General features: G+C 52.6%; 17 protein-coding genes and 1 pseudogene. 7 read left to right on the forward strand and 11 right to left on the reverse strand.

Features of this window, described 5'->3' with window-relative positions; all coding sequences use genetic code 11:
• The first annotated feature begins 17 nt into the window (after positions 1–17).
• On the forward strand, positions 18–2,159 hold the full coding sequence (gene pta / locus F0320_RS15075; protein ID WP_047652569.1) for a phosphate acetyltransferase: 2,142 nt from the start codon (positions 18–20) through the stop codon (positions 2,157–2,159).
• 74 nt (positions 2,160–2,233) lie between these two features.
• Here the strand turns inward: pta and F0320_RS15080 are convergent, their stop codons facing one another.
• The 5 genes from F0320_RS15080 to F0320_RS15100 form a co-directional block, all read right to left on the reverse strand.
• A complete protein-coding gene (locus F0320_RS15080) occupies positions 2,234–3,187 on the reverse strand; it encodes a transketolase family protein (RefSeq protein ID WP_023312546.1) in 954 nt (317 codons plus the stop codon).
• The gene (locus tag F0320_RS15085; protein WP_045354309.1) at positions 3,180–4,010 is read right to left on the reverse strand and encodes a transketolase; all 831 of its coding nucleotides are present in this window, start codon (positions 4,008–4,010) and stop codon (positions 3,180–3,182) included. The genes F0320_RS15080 and F0320_RS15085 overlap by 8 nt, the downstream gene beginning before the upstream one ends.
• Positions 4,007–5,398: a PTS ascorbate transporter subunit IIC gene (locus F0320_RS15090; protein WP_023312548.1), complete on the reverse strand. Its 1,392-nt coding sequence runs from the start codon at positions 5,396–5,398 to the stop codon at positions 4,007–4,009. The genes F0320_RS15085 and F0320_RS15090 overlap by 4 nt, the downstream gene beginning before the upstream one ends.
• 21 nt (positions 5,399–5,419) lie before the next feature.
• A complete protein-coding gene (locus tag F0320_RS15095; RefSeq protein ID WP_023336413.1) occupies positions 5,420–5,692 on the reverse strand; it encodes a PTS sugar transporter subunit IIB in 273 nt (90 codons plus the stop codon).
• Between the two features lie 80 nt (positions 5,693–5,772).
• Positions 5,773–6,216 carry a PTS sugar transporter subunit IIA gene (locus tag F0320_RS15100; protein ID WP_047060619.1) on the reverse strand — a complete coding sequence of 148 codons (444 nt, stop codon included), beginning with the start codon at positions 6,214–6,216 and terminating at the stop codon, positions 5,773–5,775.
• Positions 6,217–6,450: 234 nt separating this feature from the next.
• On the opposite strand from F0320_RS15100, the gene F0320_RS15105 reads away from it, so the two are divergent.
• Entirely contained in the window at positions 6,451–7,470 is a 1,020-nt protein-coding gene (locus F0320_RS15105) for a LacI family DNA-binding transcriptional regulator (protein ID WP_126329804.1), read from the forward strand.
• Between the two features lie 3 nt (positions 7,471–7,473).
• On the opposite strand, the gene yfcD is transcribed toward F0320_RS15105, so the two are convergent.
• From yfcD to yfcF, 3 genes are read right to left on the reverse strand one after another with little or no spacing between them, the layout of a single operon-like run.
• Positions 7,474–8,028 carry an NUDIX hydrolase YfcD gene (gene yfcD, locus F0320_RS15110; RefSeq protein WP_023312551.1) on the reverse strand — a complete coding sequence of 185 codons (555 nt, stop codon included), beginning with the start codon at positions 8,026–8,028 and terminating at the stop codon, positions 7,474–7,476.
• A 55-nt stretch (positions 8,029–8,083) separates the two neighbouring features.
• Positions 8,084–8,635, reverse strand: a complete 552-nt coding sequence (gene yfcE, locus F0320_RS15115) for a phosphodiesterase (protein ID WP_045354313.1) — start codon at positions 8,633–8,635, stop codon at positions 8,084–8,086.
• Positions 8,636–8,691: 56 nt separating this feature from the next.
• Positions 8,692–9,336, reverse strand: coding sequence for a glutathione transferase (gene yfcF, locus F0320_RS15120; protein WP_028016228.1), 645 nt, complete (start codon positions 9,334–9,336; stop codon positions 8,692–8,694).
• A 140-nt stretch (positions 9,337–9,476) separates the two neighbouring features.
• Between yfcF and yfcG the strand changes: the two genes are divergently transcribed.
• The 3 genes from yfcG to F0320_RS15135 all read left to right on the forward strand — a co-directional run bounded on the left by yfcG (position 9,477) and on the right by F0320_RS15135 (position 11,463).
• On the forward strand, positions 9,477–10,106 hold the full coding sequence (yfcG, locus tag F0320_RS15125; RefSeq protein WP_126329806.1) for a GSH-dependent disulfide bond oxidoreductase: 630 nt from the start codon (positions 9,477–9,479) through the stop codon (positions 10,104–10,106).
• Between the two features lie 75 nt (positions 10,107–10,181).
• On the forward strand, positions 10,182–10,550 hold the full coding sequence (gene folX / locus F0320_RS15130; RefSeq protein ID WP_023312555.1) for a dihydroneopterin triphosphate 2'-epimerase: 369 nt from the start codon (positions 10,182–10,184) through the stop codon (positions 10,548–10,550).
• 13 nt (positions 10,551–10,563) lie between these two features.
• The gene (locus tag F0320_RS15135; RefSeq protein WP_126329808.1) at positions 10,564–11,463 is read left to right on the forward strand and encodes a TIGR01777 family oxidoreductase; all 900 of its coding nucleotides are present in this window, start codon (positions 10,564–10,566) and stop codon (positions 11,461–11,463) included.
• A gap of 33 nt (positions 11,464–11,496) precedes the next feature.
• Here the strand turns inward: F0320_RS15135 and F0320_RS15140 are convergent, their stop codons facing one another.
• Positions 11,497–14,247, reverse strand: a complete 2,751-nt coding sequence (locus F0320_RS15140) for an HD domain-containing protein (RefSeq protein WP_149323829.1) — start codon at positions 14,245–14,247, stop codon at positions 11,497–11,499.
• 34 nt (positions 14,248–14,281) lie between these two features.
• Entirely contained in the window at positions 14,282–14,527 is a 246-nt protein-coding gene (locus F0320_RS15145; protein ID WP_126329812.1) for a helix-turn-helix transcriptional regulator, read from the reverse strand.
• Positions 14,528–14,649: 122 nt separating this feature from the next.
• On the opposite strand from F0320_RS15145, the pseudogene F0320_RS15150 reads away from it, so the two are divergent.
• A pseudogene (locus F0320_RS15150) lies at positions 14,650–14,838 on the forward strand (helix-turn-helix domain-containing protein); the annotation flags it as partial.
• 155 nt (positions 14,839–14,993) lie between these two features.
• Positions 14,994–15,503 (forward strand): GNAT family N-acetyltransferase, encoded by a 510-nt coding sequence (locus tag F0320_RS15155; RefSeq protein WP_126329814.1) that lies wholly within the window; start codon positions 14,994–14,996, stop codon positions 15,501–15,503.
• Positions 15,504–15,539: 36 nt separating this feature from the next.
• On the opposite strand, the gene hisP is transcribed toward F0320_RS15155, so the two are convergent.
• Positions 15,540–16,313 carry a histidine ABC transporter ATP-binding protein HisP gene (gene hisP / locus F0320_RS15160; protein ID WP_023312558.1) on the reverse strand — a complete coding sequence of 258 codons (774 nt, stop codon included), beginning with the start codon at positions 16,311–16,313 and terminating at the stop codon, positions 15,540–15,542.
• Between the last annotated feature and the right edge of the window lie 6 nt (positions 16,314–16,319).

The following is a 16,319-nucleotide window of genomic DNA, read 5'->3' on the forward strand; positions in this document are numbered from 1 at the left end:
ACGAAAGAGGATAAACCGTGTCCCGTACTATTATGCTGATCCCTACCGGAACCAGCGTCGGCCTGACCAGCGTCAGCCTTGGCGTTATCCGTGCTATGGAACGCAAAGGCGTTCGTCTGAGCGTCTTTAAGCCAATCGCCCAGCCACGTGCCGGTGGCGATGCGCCAGACCAGACCACCACCATCGTTCGCAAGAACTCCAATCTGCCGGCGGCTGAACCGCTGAAGATGAGCCACGTTGAGTCTCTGCTGTCCAGCAACCAGAAAGACGTGCTGATGGAAGAGATCATCGCCAACTACCATGCTAACGCGCAAGACGCGGAAGTGGTGCTGGTTGAAGGTCTGGTCCCGACGCGCAAACACCAGTTTGCCCAGTCTCTGAACTTTGAAATCGCGAAAACCCTGAACGCAGAGATCGTTTTCGTGATGTCTCAGGGCACCGACACCCCAGAGCAGCTGAACGAGCGTATCGAACTGACGCGCAGCAGCTTCGGCGGCGCGAAAAACACCAACATCACCGGCGTGATCGTGAACAAGCTGAACGCACCGGTGGATGAGCAGGGCCGTACTCGCCCTGACCTGTCCGAGATCTTCGACGACTCTTCCAAAGCGAAAGTTATCAAAGTTGACCCGGCTAAGCTGCAGGGATCCAGCCCACTTCCGGTTCTGGGCGCGGTGCCATGGAGCTTCGATCTGATTGCCACCCGTGCAATCGATATGGCGCGTCACCTGAACGCTACCATCGTTAACGAAGGCGACATCAACACCCGCCGCGTGAAGTCCGTGACCTTCTGTGCGCGCAGCATTCCGCACATGCTGGAACACTTCCGTGCAGGTTCCCTGCTGGTGACCTCCGCAGATCGTCCTGACGTGCTGGTTGCAGCCTGCCTGGCCGCGATGAACGGCGTGGAAATCGGTGCGATCCTGCTGACCGGTGCCTACGAGATGGACCCACGCGTTAGCAAGCTGTGCGAGCGCGCGTTCGCGACCGGCCTGCCGGTCTTCATGGTGAACACTAACACCTGGCAGACCTCCCTGAGCCTGCAGAGCTTCAACCTGGAAGTGCCGGTTGATGACCACGAGCGTATCGAGAAAGTTCAGGAATACGTAGCGGGCTATATCAACGCAGACTGGATCGAATCCCTGACTGCGACCTCCGAGCGCAGCCGCCGTCTGTCTCCTCCAGCATTCCGTTACCAGCTGACCGAGCTGGCGCGTAAAGCGGGCAAACGCGTTGTTCTGCCTGAAGGCGACGAACCACGCACCGTTAAAGCAGCTGCTATCTGTGCAGAGCGCGGCATCGCGACCTGCGTGCTGCTGGGTAACCCGGATGAGATCACCCGCGTTGCGGCCTCTCAGGGCGTTGAGCTGGGCGCTGGCATCGAAATCGTTGACCCGGAAGTGGTTCGCGAAAGCTACGTTGCCCGTCTGGTCGAGCTGCGTAAGAGCAAGGGCATGACCGAAGCCGTGGCGCGCGAACAGCTGGAAGACAACGTGGTGCTGGGCACGCTGATGCTTGAGCAGGACGAAGTTGACGGTCTGGTTTCCGGTGCGGTTCACACCACGGCGAACACCATCCGTCCACCGCTGCAGCTGATCAAAACCGCGCCAGGCAGCTCTCTGGTTTCTTCCGTGTTCTTCATGCTGCTGCCTGAACAGGTTTACGTTTACGGCGACTGCGCGATCAACCCGGATCCAACCGCAGAACAGCTGGCTGAAATCGCTATCCAGTCCGCGGACTCCGCGATTGCCTTCGGTATCGAACCGCGCGTAGCGATGCTCTCCTACTCCACCGGTACCTCTGGTGCAGGTAGTGACGTAGAGAAAGTGCGTGAAGCGACCCGTCTGGCGCAGGAAAAACGTCCTGACCTGATGATCGACGGCCCGCTGCAGTACGACGCCGCCGTGATGGCCGACGTTGCGAAATCCAAAGCGCCGAACTCGCCGGTTGCAGGTCGCGCTACCGTGTTCATCTTCCCGGATCTGAACACCGGTAACACCACCTATAAAGCGGTGCAGCGTTCAGCAGACCTGATCTCCATCGGGCCAATGCTGCAGGGCATGCGCAAACCTGTGAACGACCTGTCTCGTGGCGCGCTGGTTGACGATATCGTCTACACCATCGCGCTGACCGCGATCCAGTCTTCACAGCAGCAGTAATGTTAAAAAGCCCGGTGGCGCTAGCGCTTACCGGGCAACAAAAAGGCGACCACTTAATTGGTCGCCTTTTTTATTTACAGCAGCTCTCTCGCCGCCGACACAATGTCATGCGCCGTCAGGCCATACTCCTTCTGCAGGAAATCCTGCGTCCCCACCTGGCCGTAACGCTCCTTGACGCCCACCCGCCGCATCGGCACCGGGCAGGTTTCCACCAGCACCTCCGCCACTGCCGATCCCAGGCCGTTGTGAATGCTGTGGTTTTCACAGGTGACGATGCGACCGGTTTTCTCGGCGTAGTTTTTCACCAGCATCCTGTCGATAGGCTTCAGGGTAAACATGTCGATGACCGCCGCGCTTACCCCCTCCTGCTCAAGCTGGCGCGCCGCCTCCAGCGCTTCCGCCACCATGATGCCGTTGGCAATCAGTGTGATATCGGTTCCTTCGCGCAGCACGTTACCTTTACCAATGGTGAAGGTTGAGCCCGGCGCATACACGCTCGGCGCCTGCTTACGGATGGTGCGTACCCAGTAGAAGCCTTCGAGGTCGATAAGCTGGCGCAGCACGTCCTCAAACATCACCGCGTCGGTCACTTCCAGCACCACCGAATGCGCCAGCCCGCGTACGATGCCCATATCCTCAAACGACATATGCGTTCCGCCGTTATGGCAGGCCGTCACGCCCGCATCCGAGGCAATAACCTTCACGTTGTTACGCTGATAGTCCAGGGACATAAACAGCTGATCAAAGCAGCGACGGCTGGCAAACGCGGTGAAGGTGTGAACGAACGGCTTGCGTCCGGTAAGCGACAGCCCGGCTGCCGTGCCGATGACGTTGGCTTCCATAATGCCGCAGTTAATCACGTGCTGCGGATAATCGCGCGCCACGCCGTCCATCGCCATCGAGCTCATCAGATCCGCTTCCAGGGCGATAATCTCGCTTCCCGCCTCAATCTGCTTTGCCACAAAGCCCGCGTAGACCTTACGCATCTCAACGGCGTCTTTCTCTCCTGCCGGTGCAACCTTAATCATGTGAAGCCTCCAGTTGGCGAATCGTCTCATTGAGGGCCGCTTTGCTTTCCGCGGTCAACCGCAGGTGGTGCGAGTTGCTGAGCTGTTCCAGGTACGGCACCCCCTGCCCTTTGATGCTGTCGAGGATGACGACTAACGGACGCGCGTCGGCAGCCGGGACCCGCGACGTCACCGCCAGCAGACCCGGAATGTCGTCGCCCTTCACCGTCGCCACGTCAAAGCCAAAGGCGCGGAATTTCCCCTCCAGGTCGAACGCGCTGATGATCTCGTCCAGTTCGCCGTCGAGCTGCTGTTTGTTCCAGTCCACGAACACTGTCAGGTTGTTCAGGCGATGGTGGGCAATAAACTGGAAGGCTTCCCAGCACTGCCCCTCGTTCAGCTCGCCGTCACCAACGATGCAGAAGACGCGATTCGGTCGCCCGGCCAGCCTGTGCGAGAGCGCCATGCCGCCGGCGATGGAGATCCCCTGCCCCAGCGAACCGGTGGTGGCGTCCACGCCGCGCGTTTTCAGGCGGTCCGGGTGGCTTGGCAGACGCGTGCCGTTCTGGTTCAGGGTGCTCAGCTCTTCCACCGGGAAGTAGCCCTTGATCGCCAGCGTGCTGTAGAGCGCCGGGCCCGCATGACCTTTTGACAGGACAAAATAGTCTCGCTCCGGCCAGTCCGGATCCGCCGGGTCGATTTTCATCACCGCGCCGTACAGCACGGCCAGGGTTTCAACCACCGACATACTGCCACCGTAGTGCCCAAAGCCCAGCTGCGTCAGGGATTTCAGCGTCTCAAGACGGATCTGACGCGCGAGTTCGGTTATCTCTTTCTCATTCATGATTTGGCTCCGGTGTTTTCCTGCGCGTTACCGCCCGCAGGTTTGTTTTTCGCGAAGACGTTGTACGCCACCAGCAGCGCGAACAGCGCCACGACCAGCCCGGTGATGGCGAGCGGCGAAAGGAAGCGCGCCAGGTTGCCGAGCACAATCCCGACCGCGCCAAAGTCGGCGTCCGAGAAGGTGGTGTTGGCAAAGCCAATGGCGCCCAGTACCGGCAGCAGCAGGACCGGCAGGAAGGTGATCAGCAGGCCGTTAGCAAAGGCGCCAATCATTGCCCCGCGGCGTCCGCCGGTGGCGTTACCGAACACGCCAGCGGTTGCGCCGGTGAAGAAGTGCGGCACCACACCCGGGAGGATCAGCACCCAGCTAAACTGACCGCAGATGAACAACCCTACAATCCCGCCGAGGAAGCTGAACAGGAAGCCAATCAGCACCGCGTTTGGCGCATAGGGATACACCACCGGGCAGTCCAGCGCAGGACGCGCGTTCGGCACCAGTTTCTCCGAGAAGCCGGTAAAGGCCGGAACGATTTCCGCCAGAATCAGGCGCACGCCCTGCAGGATGATGAACACGCCCGCCGCGAAGGTGATCGCCATGATGATGGCGTAGACCAGGTAGTTCTGACCGCCGCTGAAGGTGGCCTCCACGTACTCGCGCCCGGCGCTCACTGCCATGATCAGGTAGATAATCATCATGGTCAGGGAGATGGAGATCGAGCTGTCGCGCAGGAAGCTCAGGTTCTTCGGCAGGTTCATCTCTTCGGTTGAGCGGGAGCCTTTGCCGACCTTGCTGCCAATCCAGCCGGACAGCACGTAGCCCAGCGTGCCGAAGTGGCCGAAGGCAATTTCATCGTTGCCGGTAATGCGCTTCATGTAGCGCTGCGCAATCGCCGGGAAGAAAGCCATGATCAGGCCGAGGATCAGCGAGCCGGTAAAGACCAGCCCCACGCCCTCAAAGCCCGCCACCGTCAGGATCACGCCAATCATGCACGCCATATAAAACGTGTGGTGTCCAGTCAGGAAGATATACTTCAGGCGGGTAAAGCGCGCGACGATAATATTCGCCACCATGCCGAAAGCCATAATCAGCGCGGTCGCTGCACCGTATTTTTCGAGCGCAATGGACACAATGGCTTCATTGTTTGGAATAATGCCCTGAATCGTAAAGGCGTGTTCAAACATACCGCCCAAAGGATTTAATGACCCCACCAGCACCGTGGCGCCGCCGCCCAGCACAATAAAGCCGAGAATGGTTTTAATCGTTCCTTTCACCACGTCCGAAAACGCTTTCTTCTGCGCAACCAGACCAATAAGCGCAATTAAACCGACCAGCACCGAAGGGACTTTTAAAATATCAACAACGAAATTCAGCGTTTCAAGGATAAACATATCCACCTCGCCTTATCAGGGTTATTGTCTGTCGAACCAGGCGCGCAGCTGCGCTTCAAGTTCGTTGATGTCGATGATGTTGTTGATCACCACCAGCTGGCTTTCCGGCACGCTGGCGCTGGCCGCAATGTCTTTTGCCATCACGAAAAGATCGGCTGCGCCCGGCGTGGCTGAGGAGAGATCGGAATGTTCAACCTCAGCCTCAATCTCCAGTTTTTTAAGCACCTTTTTAATATTCATTTCGACCATAAAACTGCTGCCCAAGCCGGAGCCGCAAATAGCCATGATTTTCATTGTTGTCCCCTTATTTTGAGTAGAGCACGCCCCATCACGCTGTCGCGTAATGTTGTGAATAATCGGATTAAAGAATTAAATCAGAAGCGGTCAATAATCGTTTTAATTTCCTCCAGGGTATTCGCCTGATGCAGTTTCTCCATATCCTCGTCGCTGGAAAATAATTCTGCGAGTGCGGATATCATTTCGATATGGCTATGTTTGTCCGGTGCCGCGAGCATAATAATGACATCGACAGGGTCAAACTCACCGGCACCAAACGAGACACCCTGTTTTAGTTTTAATAACGACAACCCCAGTCCTTTGGCACCTTCCTCCGGCCGCGCATGCGGCATTGCCAGCCCTGGTGCCAGCACATAATAGGGTCCTAACGTGTGATGCTGCTGGATGATGGCCGTGACGTATTCAGGCTCAATCACCTGCAAATCAAGAAGCGGCTTCGCGCACAGCTCCAGCGCCTGCGGCCAGTTTTCCACGCTATCCTGCAGCGTGATGGTTGTATCATATATCCATTTTTTGAGCACTTTTCACTCCCGCTACACGCTAAAGATGAGCAAACTTTATTCAACACATCGCTGGATGACTGCGATCGCGATCACAAAGATAGCGCTACCAATAGCTAACATGCAGAAATGTGATAGCGCTATCAAATTGCAATCACGGCGCTAAATCACAGCAAAAAAAGGGATTTAAGGCGTATACTGCCTGTCACGTGAAGCGAAGGAAAAGAAGAACGCGTCTGGTCAGCAGGAAGGTGTATGTCTCTAACCCGAAAACGGCGCAGTACCGGTAAAGTGACACTCGCCGATGTCGCACAGCTTGCCGGTGTGGGCACGATGACCGTGTCCCGTGCACTCCGCACGCCCGAACAGGTTTCCGATAAACTACGAGAAAAAATTGAAGCTGCCGTGCAGGAGCTGGGTTATATGCCTAATCTTGCCGCCAGCGCGCTGGCCTCTGCGTCGTCATGGACGATCGCTATGGTGGTGCCTAATCTCTCCGAAGCCGGATGCTCGGAGATGTTCGCCGGGCTACAGCAGGTGCTACAGCCTGCCGGGTATCAGATCATGCTGGCAGAATCCCAGCATCGCCTGGAGCAGGAGGAGAAATTACTGGAAACGCTGCTGGCGTCAAATATTGCCGCCGCTATCCTGCTCAGCGTTGAACATACCGACACCGTTCGCCACTGGCTGAAAAATGCCTCTATTCCGGTGATGGAGATGGGTGCCATGCGTGCCGACCCGATCGATATGAATATCGGGATTGATAACGTAGCGGCCATGTATGAACTCACGGAAATGGTGATTAAGCGCGGCTATCAAAATATTGGCCTGCTGTGCGCCAACCAGGAGCAGTGGATTTTCCAGCAGCATCTGCAGGGCTGGTACAAAGCCATGCTTCGCCACCATATGTCGCCGAACCGGGTGATTAACGCGGCGATGCCGCCGAGCTTCTCGACCGGCGCGGCACAGCTGCCAGAATTCCTGCTGGCATGGCCTGAGCTGGATGCGCTGGTCTGCGTCTCAGACGAGCTGGCCTGCGGGGCGCTGTACGAGTGTCAGCGCAGGCGAATCAAGGTGCCGGACGATCTGGCGGTGGTAGGCTTTGGCGATAGCGACGTGAGCCGCGTCTGTCAGCCGCCGCTGACGACGATGGCGGTGCCGCATCGTAAGATTGGCGTTGAAGCCGGGAAAGCGCTACTGGAGCGTCTGAATGACGGGGACTGGCGCGATCAAAAGCCCATCGCGTCCAGTCTGTGTCTGAGAGAGAGTTGCTGACGCTTACTCAGCCTCTTCCTCTTTCTCTGATTTGGTCGATTCGTTTTTGGCGTTGCGGGTCATCCACAGCGCCAGCGCTTTTAACGAATCCGGCGTGAACTCGTCGCAGCGCGCGGTGATCTCTTCCGGGGTCATCCAGCTGACTTCACTCACCTCTTCTTCCTGCAGAGCGAACGGCCCGTGGGAGACGCAGCTAAACAGCCCGCCCCAGACGCGGCAGTTTTCGTCTTCGAAATAGAACTGGCCGTGCTCGGCAAACGGCACGCCGGCGATGCCTAACTCTTCTTCTGCTTCTCGACGCGCGGAATCCAGCAGCACTTCATCAGCCTGGACAACACCGCCTGCGGTGGCATCCAGCATACCCGGGAGAAAATCTTTGGTGTCCGTGCGGCGCTGGACCAGAATTTTGCCCATCCCGTCATGCACAACGATATACGTTGCGCGGTGACGTAAACGCTCCGCACGCATTTGTTCGCGGCTGGCCTGCGCGATCACTTCATTCTCTTCGCTGACAATGTCAACCCACTCTGTACTTGCCAAATGACTCTGCTCCACCATCGGGAAACCTTCTCTTCTAAGCGCTCTTTCGGCGCGTTTGCAGTTGAGGTGTAACTTACGGATTAATCGCTACCTGCGCAATAACTTGCTGATCATTAAGTGCGATAACGCGCAGGGTATTTCCATCCAGCATGCCATAGCTCGCTGGATAACCGCCTTTCGGTATGCTGACCGAACCCGGGTTAAAGTGATAAATCTCACCGCGCTTTTCAGCAACCGGAATATGAGTATGACCGTAAACCAGGACATCGCCAGCCGCGAGCGCCGGGAGATTATCCGGGCTAAAAAGATGCCCGTGCGTCAGGAACAGGCGGCTTTGTTCCAGCAGCACCTGCTGCCATGGTGCGGTAAGGGGAAAATGCAGCAGCATCTGGTCCACTTCGCTGTCGCAGTTGCCGCGAACGGCGATGATGCGCGAGGCGTACGGGTTGAGCTTTTCCGCGACCTGCGCCGGAGCGTAGCCCTCCGGCAGCGCGTTGCGCGGGCCGTGGTTGAGCACATCCCCCAGAATAATCAGCCACTGCGCGCCGCTTTGTGCAAACAGGGAAAGGACACGCTCGGTAGCGGGCAGCGATCCATGGATATCCGACGCAAACATCAGTTTCATCAGTCACTCCTCGGGAAAACAGACTGCCCCCATCATACCTGAAGCGTCAGGGCTTATCAGCCCGCGCGCTTAGCCGAGAGTGCCACATAGCGCTGCACGGAGGCGCGCTGCCACTGAAACGCGGCATAATCAACCAGCAGCTGCGGCACCTCGTCGCCGTTGAGGATCAGGCGGTTTAGCATCAACGCCAGATCGGCGTCGGCAATGCACCACTCGCCGAACAGGTTCGGGTTGCCGTGGGCGAGCAGCGAGGTGGCGGTTTCAATGAGTTTTTGGGCGCTTTCTGTGCCTTCTGCGCTCAGCGCTGGCTTTTTCACCCCGGCAAACACAACGTCCGTCGAGCGTTCCACGCGAATCGGCACCAGATCGCTACGCAGCCACGCCTGGATCTGCCGCGCCCGCGCGCGTTTCTGCAGGTCGTGAGGATAAATACGCTCCCACTCGGGCGGCGCAAACCGATCTTCCAGATATTCATCGATCGCCGACGATTCGCTCAGGGCAAAACCATCAATTTCCAGCACCGGCACGCGTCGGGTCAGGTCGTAGCCCTGCCACTGCGGTTTAAGATGTTCACCGCCGTCGAGATCGACGGTCTTCAGCGTAAAAGTAAGCCCTTTTTCGGCCAGCGCAACGTATACGCTCATAACATAGGGAGAAAAGAAATTCGCATCGGACCACAACGTGATGACGGGCTGGTTCATAACATCCTCATAGGCTGATCGGTTTTTACTCAACATATAATCTCTTTGCCTCGCTGTCACTTGATGAAAACTCACGATTTACAACAACCACCTATACTCATTTGTCATAGCACCACTCTTCGCATGGACAGGAGTTGAGAATGATCGACCTTTATTACGCCCCTACCGCAAACGGCCATAAGATCACCCTCTTTCTTGAAGAAGCCGAGCTGGATTACAGGATCATTCGCGTGGATATCAGCAAAGGCGAACAGTTCAGCCCTCTTTTTCTGGCTATCTCGCCGAATAACAAAATCCCGGCCATTATTGATAACCAGCCGGCGGACGGGGGCAGGCCGCTGAGCCTGTTTGAATCCGGTGAAATTTTGCTCTACCTGGCGGAGAAAACCGGCAAACTGCTGAGCGGCGAACTGCGCGAGCGTCACCATACCCTGCAATGGCTCTTCTGGCAGGCGAGCGGGCTGGGGCCCATGCTGGGTCAAAATCATCACTTTACCGCATACGCCCCGCAGCCCATTCCTTACGCGATAGAGCGCTATCAGGTCGAGACGCAGCGGCTCTATGACGTTCTGAACCGTCGGCTGGAGAAAACGCCGTGGCTCGGGGGCGATCATTACAGTATTGCCGACATCGCCTGCTGGCCGTGGGTGAATACGCATGAAAAACACCGAATTGACCTGGCCGCTTACCCGGCGGTGAACAACTGGTTTGAGCGCATCCGGACCCGGCCGGCCACCGAGCGGGCAATGCAAAAAATCCAGCAGATTTAACCCGCTATGAGGCTGGGTGCCTGCGAGCCTCTCATGTATTATGAGCAGGAAATACTGACACGGAGAAGACCTGCAATGTCACAGCCAGACGCCATTATTCGTATAAAAAATTTACGCTTGCGTACCTTCATCGGTATTAAAGAGGAAGAGATCGCCAACCGTCAGGATATTGTCATTAACGTGGTGATTCACTACCCCGCAGACAAAGCGCGGGCCAGCGAAGACATCAACGACGCGCTGAACTATCGCACCATCACCAAAAATATCATCCAGTACGTGGAAAATAACCGCTTCTCTCTGCTGGAAAAATTAACTCAGGATGTGCTCGATATCGCACGCGAACATCACTGGGTCACTTATGCTGAAGTTGAGATCGATAAACTTCACGCCCTGCGCTACGCCGATTCCGTCTCCATGACGCTAAGCTGGCGACGCCAGGCGTAACCCTGGAGGTTGTATGAAGATTTTGCTGACCGGCGGCACGGGCCTGATTGGTCGTCACCTCATTGCGCGTCTGCAGGCCCTGCATCACGACATTACCGTGGTCACGCGCAGCCCGGAGAAAGCGCGCCAGGTGCTGGGGGCGGGTGTCGATATCTGGAAAAATCTTGCCGAGCAGCAAAATCTGGACGGCTTCGACGCCGTCATTAACCTCGCGGGTGAACCCATCGCCGATAAGCGCTGGACGGAAGAGCAAAAACAGCTGTTATGCAGCAGCCGGTGGAACATTACCGAAAAGCTGGTCGAGCTGATCCGCAATAGCCACACGCCGCCTTCGGTACTGATTTCAGGTTCAGCGGTAGGCTATTACGGCGATCTCGGCGAGGTGGTAGTGACCGAGGAAGAGCCGCCGCATAATGAGTTTACCCATAAGCTCTGCGCCCAGTGGGAGCGTATCGCCTGCGCGGCGCAGAGCGATCGCACCCGCGTCTGCCTGTTGCGGACCGGCGTCGTGCTTGCGCCGAAAGGCGGCATTCTGGCGAAGATGCTTCCCCCTTTCCGGCTCGGGCTCGGCGGCCCCATCGGCAATGGTCGTCAGTACCTGGCGTGGATCCATATCGACGATATGGTCAACGGGATTCTCTGGCTGCTGGATAACGATCTGCGCGGGCCGTTTAACATGGTAGCTCCCTATCCGGTGCGTAACGAACAGTTTGCCCACGCGCTGGGGCATGCCCTGCACCGCCCGGCGATATTACGCGTGCCTGCCACGGTGATTCGCCTGATGATGGGTGAAGCGTCTGTGCTGGTATTAGGCGGACAGCGAGCGCTGCCAAAACGGCTGGAAGCGGCCGGCTTTGCGTTCCGCTGGTATGAATTAGAAGAGGCGCTGGGGGATGTGGTGACAACAAAATAATCAGGGCTGAGGATAAATCAGCCCATTCATTCCCTAAATTAGACCTAAACGCCTCCAACATTCTTTATATTTCTCAACAAAAATTTTCTTTGGCAAATTTCTGTTGCAGACGTTTTTATAATATTCATATATAACGTCTAACTCCTCATTCAAGTTATTTTTATCTCTCAACACGACCAGCATATCATCTGACCATAGATTATATGATTTTGCTGTAAAAACATTGCTAGGTAACAAACTATGCTTGAGTGAAATTTGTTTAAATTTTTTATCGAAGCATGGAACAACCCATCTCCCTGGATTTTGCCTCATTAATGGCAACATATCCTCAATAATCTTAATATCAATATTCGTATTTTGTTCACCATCAGGGAAGAAATTAATCTCATGAATACCAATTTTGAAGTTTCTAATACCAACCTTCTCTTCTCTTAAAAATGAAACATTAAATGATATCTTTTCTCTTTTAATTATATCACCGAGGCATTCAAAAACAAAATCATCGACAGTGAGATAGTTAATATTTTTAATGTTTGACTTGGTGTCAGAAATTAAAAGACTCTTCCCATCAAACAAATAACTAGAAATGAGTTGCTCATTTAGAATAAAGTTTTTCCAAATACCATTGATGGAATTATTATATTTTGCATAGAATAAGAAATCAGTTTCTTCTGGAGAAGGTGAGCTTTTTCTTATTTCAGAAAGATTTTTTTCAATTAACTTATCATATAGTTCATTCAGATTCTGTATTCTATCCGTTCTTCCTTTGGTTCTATCTATTGTAAGCCAATATCCTGCATTTTCAGAAAAAATATTAATTTCCCCTGAGATACCTTTATAGGGTGTTTTTAAATCAAAAGGAACACCCTTGAACAAAAAATCAGGTGGGGTATTATCATTAAGCTGAACATACAAATCGTAGTCAACTTCGATATCATAATCGCTTTCCCAACGTTTAAAATTTCTACTTGAGATAGCATTAATATACTCGCCATTAAATTCTATCATTGCTTTTGATGTTCTAAACTCATCCGTTACAAGTGATTTGAATAGTGCTGACATAGCTTGACCCTTATCATCCATAAAAGGATCAAATGATATTTCATTTCCATTTTTATCCACACCAATTTTCAACGGTGCATCAGGCACATCAAAAAAGGATGTGATTTTTGTACCTGCAAATCTTGCATCTTCAATCTTACGAATTTCAAAAGAAAAGTCTTTTCCTTTTGTATTATTAACTATCATTTCGTAGCATGGTGAATTTATCTTTTTAGTTTTTATAATCACTTTATTGCAAAACTTAAAAGCAGCTTGGAGGCCAATTCCAAAATAACCACTAGGACGAGCCCATGCAGGCATAGTATTAAGTAAATTACTTCTAAATGCGCTTGTAACAGAGCCAACCTCCAAGATCTTCTGAAAATCTAAAAGATCCATTCCAGTTCCATGATCTTTAATTTCTAATTTATAATGCGCATCATTAATATCCAAGATTTCTCTTTCATTATCATTTAGTTGGGTAAATGTCAGTGAAACAGGATGTGCTTGCAATTCACTATTAAATACCCCCCTTAGAATTTGATGATCAACATGAATATTAATGCTTTCGTTATAAAGAATATCTTCCCATATTTTATAATAAGTCGCATCAATTGCATTCTGTACCAACTCTCTTATAAATGGATACTTCTCACTATAAATTTGTGAACCTGTCAGATATTCATAGACTCTTTTAGTGTCCAAACTAAGTCTTGGTACCTTTCCTTTTAGAGCAATCAGACCATCAATTCTACAATCTATTTTTTCAATTGTAGGAAGTGGCCTATAATTGCTATTTGGAACTATTTTATTCCAAATGCTTTTTTGATATGAGAATTCATCACGTATATACTCAAACCAAGATTGCTGAGCCTGGAAATCACCATAACCAGAGCAAACAGCCTCAATTTCGATAATATCACTATCAATATATAAATGTTTTATAGATGCATGTTTCTTTTGATGATCATGTGAAGAACAAGGAACATCACCTATATTAGAAAGAAGAGTGGGACAAAAGCGCCCATCATCTATATCAAGTAAGTCACCAATTCTAAGCAAAGCAGCAATATAACGCGGATGTGCATAATCTCCAGCATCCATACCGTCGTTACTTTTAGGTAAAGTCAAGATTTCCTCTCTACTCTCCCCATGACATCTAACTATGCTCGCGATAAATTCAAAAAGTCGCTTAGGGATTAAAATAGTTCTTGGGGAATCAATCTTGACCTGTGTAGGATCTAGTACAAAAGTTCCTGAACGTTCAGCATGTTTAGTACGAAAATAATCTGCGATAATAAAAGTCAATGAGTTCGACATAAGCAATACTTTATGAATATCGCCATTTTTCTTTTCGTCAATGATGATATTTGCATGTTGAGATAATTCTCCATTTGAACGCGAAAGGTGTTTTAAGTACGATATAAACCCTTCATCCCTTAGGAGAGACTCTTTATCTTTATGCGTAATAAGCATACCGGCATCGTGCCAATAACAAGACTCTAATATTAACCAGCAATCAGTAGCTGATAGATGTTCAATATTTGGCGCTATAACTTTTTCTATCTGTGTAACAATAGTTGATGAATGAGATGCATCATGAAGACTATAATGTGGAAAATCGCGAGAAACAGTATTCAATGCTCGTGATAATAACTTTTTGTCAAACTCCCATTGTGCCCATAGTAGTGAGTAATTAGGGTTTTGCTCCGCAAGTTGCTTGAGTCTTTTTTCAATTTGCATAAACAATCACAGCCTTAAAGTTAGAATTTATAGTTTATTTTTTATAATAGTGAAATATAATTTCAGCCAAATCATCCTCAACAGTATAAAAATAACAGGCCGGTATATTAAGCACCTCCGCCAACTTGCACGCCAGCGCAAAGTCAGGCGTATGAATGCTCTTCTCATACTGGTTCATACGTGCGCTCGCCGTCGCTTCATCAATCCCCGCGAGGATCCCAAGTTTTTGCTGTGATAGTCCGGCCTTCAGTCGAGCCGCTTTTAGTCGATGGGGAAGCATGATGACTCTTCAAAATCTGGAAGTAGAGTCATGATTCTGGTATCACGTTATTGAAATTGTACTAAGTATTACTTAGTATTTATGTCTACAATTTGAACAAAATCATATATAAAGGAAAATGTATGAATAGAGATCAGGACATGCACCCAGCGGATATCATCGCCATGCTCCACAAGCGCAAGCTCTCACTAGCCGCTCTTTCACGCCAGGCGGGTTTGAGTTCTTCTACGCTTGCAAACGCGCTCTCCAGGCCGTGGCCCAAGGGGGAAAAGATCATCGCGGAGGCACTAGAAAAAGATGCGGCGTCGATCTGACCCAGTCGCTACTACGATCAATATGGCAACTATGTTGATCGTTCTAAGTTGATGAGGACCAAACGCTAACCTCCATCACCAAAATCCATTCTGTTCGCCAGTTCCATTCCGGTGTTAAGGTAATAAGCCAAATTCATCGGAATGGCGTAACAATGGCAACGATAACCACTCCCCGGCTTCACCTCACTCCTTTCGAACCCACTGACTGGGCCTTCTTCCGCTCGCTGCGAGAAGATCGCCGCATCATGCGCTACATGGCCGCCATCGCGCCGGAAAAAGAGACCCGCCGCGTGTTTGCTGCACGCCTGATGGCGGAGCATGTCTTTGTGATCCGCTCTCTTGAGGACGATACGCCGCTGGGCGATATTGGCCTGCAAATCAGCCCTGAGAATCGTGAAGAGGCCGATATCGGCTACACGGTTGTGCCTGCCGCGCAGGGGAAAGGTATCGCCAGCGAGGCGCTGCGCGCGGTGTGTGATTACGCGTTTAACCAGACCTGCGTGAAAGCGATTAACGCGTACGTGCTGGCAGATAACGGCGGTTCGGTGCGGGTGCTGGAGAAAGCCGGGTTTGTGCGCACGCAGGTGCTGGAAAAAGCGTATGAGATTGACGGCGTGCGCTATGACGACTGGGTGTATCGGCTGGAGTGCGGTGCGGCTTGATGCCCTCTCCCACAGGGAGAGGGGGAAAGTTAAAACCTACTTCAACGACCCTTTCAGGAACTGCTGCAGGCGCGGGCTTTGCGGGTTCGCCAGCACCTCGTCCGGGTGCCCCTGCTCTTCAATTTTCCCCTGATGCAGGAAGATAACGTGGTTCGAGACGTTACGGGCGAAGCCCATCTCGTGCGTCACCACCACCATCGTTTTGCCCTCTTCGGCCAGCTTCTGCATGATGCGCAGCACTTCGCCAACGAGTTCAGGGTCCAGCGCGGAAGTCGGTTCGTCGAACAGCAGCACTTCGGGCTCCATCGCCAGCGCGCGCGCAATAGAGACACGCTGCTGCTGACCGCCGGAGAGATGCACCGGATATTTCATCTGCTGGCGCTCGTCGATACCCACTTTCGCCAGGTATTTCACCGCGCGCTCGCGGGCTTCCTGCTTGCTCAGGCCCAGCACCTGAATCGGTGCTTCCATCACGTTCTCCAGCACCGTCATGTGGCTCCAGAGGTTGAAGTGCTGGAACACCATCGTCAGGCGCGTACGCAGCAGGCGCAGCTGGTGTTTATCCGCAACCTTCAGCTGGCCGTCTTTGTCACGGACCAGGTTAATATTCTGCCCGCTCACCACAATCGAGCCTTCGCTCGGCTTTTCGAGGAAGTTAATGCAGCGCAGGAAGGTACTTTTACCCGAGCCGGATGAGCCGATGATACTGATCACGTCGCCCGCATTCGCCTGCAGCGACACCCCTTTCAGCACTTCATGTTCGCCGTAGCGTTTGTGCAAATCAATAACGTTTAATTTGTTCTCAGCCATCATCTT

The sequence above is a fragment of the Enterobacter dykesii genome (assembly GCF_008364625.2).
Lineage (GTDB): Bacteria > Pseudomonadota > Gammaproteobacteria > Enterobacterales > Enterobacteriaceae > Enterobacter > Enterobacter dykesii.

Coding starts and splice junctions, on each gene's coding strand:
- F0320_RS15080 (WP_023312546.1), bottom strand. CDS start 3,187: ATGATTAAGGTTGCACCGGCAGGAGAGAAAGACGCCGTTGAGATGCGT.
- F0320_RS15085 (WP_045354309.1), bottom strand. CDS start 4,010: ATGAATGAGAAAGAGATAACCGAACTCGCGCGTCAGATCCGTCTTGAG.
- F0320_RS15090 (WP_023312548.1), bottom strand. CDS start 5,398: ATGTTTATCCTTGAAACGCTGAATTTCGTTGTTGATATTTTAAAAGTC.
- F0320_RS15095 (WP_023336413.1), bottom strand. CDS start 5,692: ATGAAAATCATGGCTATTTGCGGCTCCGGCTTGGGCAGCAGTTTTATG.
- F0320_RS15105 (WP_126329804.1), top strand. CDS start 6,451: ATGTCTCTAACCCGAAAACGGCGCAGTACCGGTAAAGTGACACTCGCC.
- yfcD (WP_023312551.1), bottom strand. CDS start 8,028: ATGGTGGAGCAGAGTCATTTGGCAAGTACAGAGTGGGTTGACATTGTC.
- yfcE (WP_045354313.1), bottom strand. CDS start 8,635: ATGAAACTGATGTTTGCGTCGGATATCCATGGATCGCTGCCCGCTACC.
- yfcF (WP_028016228.1), bottom strand. CDS start 9,336: ATGAACCAGCCCGTCATCACGTTGTGGTCCGATGCGAATTTCTTTTCT.
- yfcG (WP_126329806.1), top strand. CDS start 9,477: ATGATCGACCTTTATTACGCCCCTACCGCAAACGGCCATAAGATCACC.
- folX (WP_023312555.1), top strand. CDS start 10,182: ATGTCACAGCCAGACGCCATTATTCGTATAAAAAATTTACGCTTGCGT.
- F0320_RS15135 (WP_126329808.1), top strand. CDS start 10,564: ATGAAGATTTTGCTGACCGGCGGCACGGGCCTGATTGGTCGTCACCTC.
- F0320_RS15140 (WP_149323829.1), bottom strand. CDS start 14,247: ATGCAAATTGAAAAAAGACTCAAGCAACTTGCGGAGCAAAACCCTAAT.
- F0320_RS15145 (WP_126329812.1), bottom strand. CDS start 14,527: ATGCTTCCCCATCGACTAAAAGCGGCTCGACTGAAGGCCGGACTATCA.
- F0320_RS15155 (WP_126329814.1), top strand. CDS start 14,994: ATGGCAACGATAACCACTCCCCGGCTTCACCTCACTCCTTTCGAACCC.
- hisP (WP_023312558.1), bottom strand. CDS start 16,313: ATGGCTGAGAACAAATTAAACGTTATTGATTTGCACAAACGCTACGGC.